Origin of the sequence: Kitasatospora sp. NPDC091257 (genome assembly GCF_044757675.1) — a bacterium.
Classification (GTDB): Bacteria; Actinomycetota; Actinomycetes; order Streptomycetales; family Streptomycetaceae; genus Kitasatospora; species Kitasatospora lactacystinica.
Window position 1 is genome coordinate 1 of the sequence record NZ_JBIVVI010000607.1, and the last position, 5,497, is coordinate 5,497.

Annotated in this window: 4 protein-coding genes; 3 read left to right on the top strand and 1 reads right to left on the bottom strand. The window is 71.9% G+C overall.

Features of this window, described 5'->3' with window-relative positions; all coding sequences use genetic code 11:
* From ACIQOV_RS25445 to ACIQOV_RS25455, 3 genes are all read left to right on the top strand, one after another.
* Nucleotides 1–2,313, top strand: a 2,313-nt coding sequence (locus tag ACIQOV_RS25445) for a ricin-type beta-trefoil lectin domain protein (protein ID WP_401052166.1), incomplete at its 5' end; no start/stop codon positions are given.
* Between the two features lie 340 nt (nucleotides 2,314–2,653).
* A complete protein-coding gene (locus ACIQOV_RS25450; RefSeq protein ID WP_401052169.1) occupies nucleotides 2,654–3,772 on the top strand; it encodes an NEW3 domain-containing protein in 1,119 nt (372 codons plus the stop codon).
* A 104-nt stretch (nucleotides 3,773–3,876) separates the two neighbouring features.
* Nucleotides 3,877–4,278, top strand: coding sequence for a hypothetical protein (locus ACIQOV_RS25455; RefSeq protein WP_401052171.1), 402 nt, complete (start codon nucleotides 3,877–3,879; stop codon nucleotides 4,276–4,278).
* A 163-nt stretch (nucleotides 4,279–4,441) separates the two neighbouring features.
* On the opposite strand, the gene ACIQOV_RS25460 is transcribed toward ACIQOV_RS25455, so the two are convergent.
* Entirely contained in the window at nucleotides 4,442–5,269 is an 828-nt protein-coding gene (locus ACIQOV_RS25460; protein ID WP_401052173.1) for a lipase family protein, read from the bottom strand.
* Nucleotides 5,270–5,497: the final 228 nt, after the last annotated feature.

Genomic DNA, 5,497 nt, shown 5'->3' on the forward strand with positions numbered 1-5,497 from the left:
CCCACCACCCCCACCGCCGCCACCTCCACCGCCGTCACCGTCGACGGCACCAAGCCGGGCCTGACCTTCGACGGGGTCGGCGCGATCTCCGGCGGCGGTGGCAACTCCCGCCTGCTGGTGGACTATCCGGAGCCCCAGCGCAGCCAACTGCTGGACTACCTGTTCAAGCCCGGCTACGGCGCCTCGCTGCAGGTGCTGAAGCTGGAGATCGGCGGCGACACCAACTCCACCGACGGCGCCGAGCCGAGCATCGAGCACACCAGGGGCACCGTCGACTGCAACCAGGGCTACGAGTGGTGGCTGGCCGAGCAGGCCAAGGCCCGCAACCCCGACATCACGTTCATCGGCCTGTCCTGGGGCGCCCCCGGCTGGATCGGGAACAGTGGCAGCGGCGGCAACTTCTGGTCCCAGGACTCCATCGACTACGTGATGTCGTGGATGGGCTGCGCCGGCCAGCACCACCTGAACGTCTCCTACCTCGGCGGCTGGAACGAGCGCGGCTTCGACAAGGCCTGGTACGAGAACCTCAAGAGCACGCTCGTCGCGCGCGGTTACGGCGCCACCAAGGTCGTCGCCGCCGACGACACCTGGGAGGTGGCCGACGCCATGGCCGCCGACCCGGCGTTCAAGAACGCCGTCGACGTCGTCGGCGTGCACTACCCCTGCGGGTACATGAGCTCCTTCACCGAGTGCCCGAGCACGCCGACCGCCCAGGCGCTCGGCAAGCCGCTGTGGGCGAGCGAGAACGGCTCCCAGGACCTCAACAGCGGCGCCCCGGCGGTGGCGCGCGGGATCAACCGGGGCTACCTCGACGGGAAGATGACCTCGTTCATCAACTGGCCGGTCATCGCCGCGCTCTACCCCGACCTCTTCTTCTCCACCGACGGCATGTCGATCGCCAACCAGCCGTGGTCCGGCAACTACGGCATCGGGAGGACGACCTGGGTCACCGCGCACACCACCCAGTTCACCAAGCCCGGCTGGAGCTACATCGACGCCGCGAGCGGCTACCTCGGCGGCGCACGCGCCAACGGCAGTTACGTCACGCTGAAGAGCACGAACAAGCGCGACTACAGCACCGTCATCGAGACCCTGGACGCCACCGCCGCCCAGACCGCGAACTTCACCGTCACCGGTGGCCTGTCCACCGGCAAGGTCCACGTCTGGTCCACCGACCTCGGCTCCACCGACCCGGCGCAGTGGTTCGTCAAGCAGAAGGACGTCACCCCGTCCGGGGGCCGCTACACGCTCACCCTCCAGCCCGGCCGGATCTACACCGTGACCACCACCACCGGCCAGGGCAAGGGCACCGCCACCCCGCCGGCCGCCGCGCCGATGAAGCTGCCCTACGCGGACGGCTTCGACACCCCGGCCACGACCACCTCGCCGAAGTACTTCACGGACATGAACGGCGCCTTCCAGACCGTCGCCTGCGGCGGCGGGCGCACCGGCACCTGCCTGCGCCAGATGGCCCCGACCTCGCCGATCCGCTGGACCGACGAGCGCTACAACGCCCCGTACACGATGATGGGCGACGGCAGCTGGTCCAACTACACCGTCACCGCCGACACCATGTTCGAGCAGTCCGGCACCGTCGAGCTCCTCGGCCGGGCCAACCAGCAGGGCCGCAACAACAACGGCCTGAACGCCTACCACCTGCGGGTGAGCGACACCGGCGCCTGGTCCATCGACAAGAGCGACACCAGCTGGAACTTCACCACCCTCGCGAGCGGCACCACCGCCGCCCTCGGCACCGGCCGCTGGCACACCGTCGCGCTCACCCTCGACAACGAGACCCTCACGGCGAGCATCGACGGTGCCGCCGTGGGCAGCGCCACCGACGCGAGCTTCACCAACGGCCGCGCCGGCCTCGGCGTGACCGGCTACCAGACCGACCAGTTCGACAACTTCGCCCTCACCCCCGGCACGCCCACCACCCACACCGGCCCGATCGCCTCCGCCCTGCCCGGCACCTGCGCCCGTCCCGCCGCCGGCACCAGCGGCGCCGCCGTGCAGCTCTGGGCCTGCGACGGCAGCGCGCAGCAGGTGTGGACCCGTTCCAACGGCACCCTCACCCACAACGGCAAGTGCCTGGACGTCACCGGCGGCGCCACCGTCAACGGCTCCCCGGTCGAACTGTGGGACTGCACCGGCGGCGCCAACCAGCAGTGGACGCCCCAGCCGGACGGCACCCTGAAGAGCACCCAGTCCGGCCGCTGCCTCGACGACCCCGCCGCGGCCACCGCCGACGGCACCCCGCTGGAGATCTGGGACTGCAACGGCGGCGCCAACCAGCGCTGGACCCTGCCGTAGCCGATCGACCCGCGGGGATCCGGAAGACCCCGCACGCGACCGGCCGGGTGCCCGTGACATCGCGGGCGCCCGGCCGGTCGCGCTCCTGGGTCCGGTGGCTGCTCGGCCGGGCCGGTCCCCAGGGGCACTCGTGCTCGGACTTTGCATGTTGAGTGCGTGTTGCTGCTTATTTTGCCCGCCATCTTGTCAAGAACGAGCAGAGCCCCGTACAACTGATCCGGCTGGGACCACAGCAGCCACCCATGCCCTGACCCCGAGATCCCGTGAGGTCGAAGCGTGTCAACTGCCCTCCGCCGGTGGCTCCGTACCACCGTCGCCTGCTGACGGAACCGGCTACGACGTGCTGAGCAAGCCGCTGGCCGGCGGGGACCGCGCGGTCGCGCTCTTCAACTCCTCCGACACCGCGCAGACCATCACCACGACCGCCGCCCGGGCCGGCCTGCCCGCTGCCGCCGGCTACAGGCTCGACGACCTGGTGACCAAGCAGGTCGTCGGGACGACCGGCGTGATCTCCGCGAACGTGCCGCCGCACGCCACGGTGCTCTACCGGGTCCACCCCGGCGCGACCCACGGCCTGGCCCCCGCCACCGCCGTCACCTGGCAGGACGTCAGCCCGGCCCAGGAGCCCGGGACGTACCGGATCACCCTGGCCGACCACGGCGCCGTCGCGCTGAACGACACCAACCTGCGGATCAGCGCCCCCGCCGACTGGACCGTCACCCCGGCGACCGTCGCGCTCCCGCGCATCGCTCCGGGCGCAACCGCGTCGGCCACGGTGACGGTGCACGGCCCCCAGGGCGCTCCCGGGACCACGGTCACGGCGATCACCGCCACCGCGAGCTACCGGGCCCGGCCGGCCGGGGTCGACACCGTCAGCGGTGAGCAGACGATCGTGCGGACCGTGCCCTACCCGTCGCTGGAGGGCGCGTTCAACAACGTCGGCGCCACCTCCGAGAGCGACACCGCTCCCGGCAACTTCGACGGCGCCGGGAACAGCTACTCGGCGCAGGCCCTGGCCCGGGCCGGCGCCACCGCGGGCGCCACGATCAGCGCCAACGGCCTCAGCTTCACCTGGCCGTCCGCGGCCGCCGGCACCAACGACAACGTGTCGGCCGCCGGCCAGGAGATCACCTTCGGCGGCCAGGGCAGCGCGCTGGGCTTCCTCGGCGCCGAAGCGGGCTTCGCCTCCGGCACGGTCACCGTCGCCTACACCGACGGCACCACCAGCAGCGGCCAGTTGGGCTTCCCCAACTGGTGCTGCACCCCGACCGACGCCTACGGCGCGAAGACCGCGTTCACCACGGACCACCGCAACACGCCCACCGGACCGGGCAACTTCGGCATCGGCTACGGCGTGTTCACCAACACCGTCCCGTTGACGCCCGGCAAGACGATCCGTTCCGTCACGCTGCCCAGTGCCGCAGCGATCCACGTGTTCGCGCTGGCCGTCCAGCCGTGATCCGCGCCGCCCGGCCCACCGGACCGGTTCCCGTGGGCCGGGCGGGCGGCGTTCCCCTGCCCGGGACTCCGCCCCTCCCCGCGAACGGCATCCAGGACCCACCCATGACCGTCACGAACCGCATCACCCTGGCCGGGGCCCGCCTGGTCCTGCCCGGCGGCGTCGTCGACGGCGACCGCCTCGCCGTCGAGGGCGAGCGCATCGCCGGCCTCGGCGGCGACACCGAACCCGGCGACCTCGACCTGACCGGGTCCACCGTCGTCCCCGGCTTCGTCGACCTGCACGTCCACGTGGCGCTGTCGTGCGAGCCGATGGTGAGGGCGACGGTGCCGGTCGAGCGACTGGTCCGGTGCGCCCACAGGTCGCCGGTCGGGGGACGGCCCGGGCGGCTCACGACCTCGAAGGGGCGGTGGCCGGCGGCGTCGAGCGCGTCGGCCGCCACCCGTACCGCGCCGGCTTCCACGCCCGGCTCCGCGGCGCGTCGTCGTCCGCCGCCGAGCGCGTGATCGAGGCGGATGCCCCGTGCGATCCACTCTCCCCGGCGGGCGGGAGCCCGATCCGCTCCAGGATCTCGGCCGCGATCTCCGTCCCGGGTGCGGTGAAGCACCCCAGGACCGCGCGACCGCCGAGGCCGTGGACCCGTCGTCCCTTCGCTGCTCCGGCACGGGCTCAGCCGGTTCCGGCGAGGTTCTTCTCGAACGCGGCGAGGTAGTTGGGCAGGTGGTGGTCCTTGATCGCGTCGGTCTCGGGGGCGAACATGTCCTGGCGGTAGCCCTTCACCCGGTCCTGCAGGCCGGCGATGAGCGGCATGGCCTCGTGGAGCTCTCCGTCGGCGTCGAAGTAGCGGAGCGCGTCGACGTGGGTGTAGGCGGGCTCGGGCGGGAGCCGCGGAACGATGTCGTTGTTGTTGACGAAGCGGTAGCAGCGGTCTCTGAAGGCCGCGTTGTGGGCGCCGGCGAGGAGGCGTTCGCAGGTGCGGGGCTGGCCGAAGGTGTAGACGCCGTCGGGGAGTCGGCGGGGCTCCTCGAAGTACCAGCGGGCGCCGGCCAGCATGGCGAGGGCGCCGCCGAGGCTGTGGCCGGTGAACCAGACGCTCTGCCCGTCGCTGCGCAGTTCCTGGACGGTGTCGCGGATCTGGGGGTAGACGGACTGCAGGGCCTGGTGGAAGCCGTAGTGGACGAAGCCCTTGTTCGCCGGCCCGGGGACGGGCGGGGTGTCGACGTCGGTGAGCCAGTCGTAGATCTTCAGGACCTCGGTGCCCCGGAAGCCGGTGACGATCATGCGGTCGCTGGCCATGGTGTAGGCCTGGGTGTCCTCGATCGGGAACGGCATCCGGTGTGTCGACTCGAAGTGGCGTACTTCGTCGAAACCCCAGGCGTGGGCCCGGTCCTCGATGCCGGCGCGGTCCAGCACGGCCAGTCCGGCGGCCCGCGCCATCCAGTAGGCGTGGGGGAGGGAGTAGCGGGTCGTCGAGTGGTCCAGGGCGGGGATGGCCATCGGTGTCCTCCGAAATGCGCCGGCGGGTCGTCCAGCACCGTAGTGCTGTGTGCGAACGAAGAGGAGCCGGCGGCACTCGAGGTCACCCGGACGGACGCGATCGCTGCGGAAACCGGAGCCGTCGGGGCTTGTGAGGACCCGATCGCCGTCGCTCGGCGGGTCGGGGATCAGCGGCCGGTCCCGCAGCGGGGCGAAGTGCCGGGCGTAGTGGTCGGTGTAGTAGTGCAG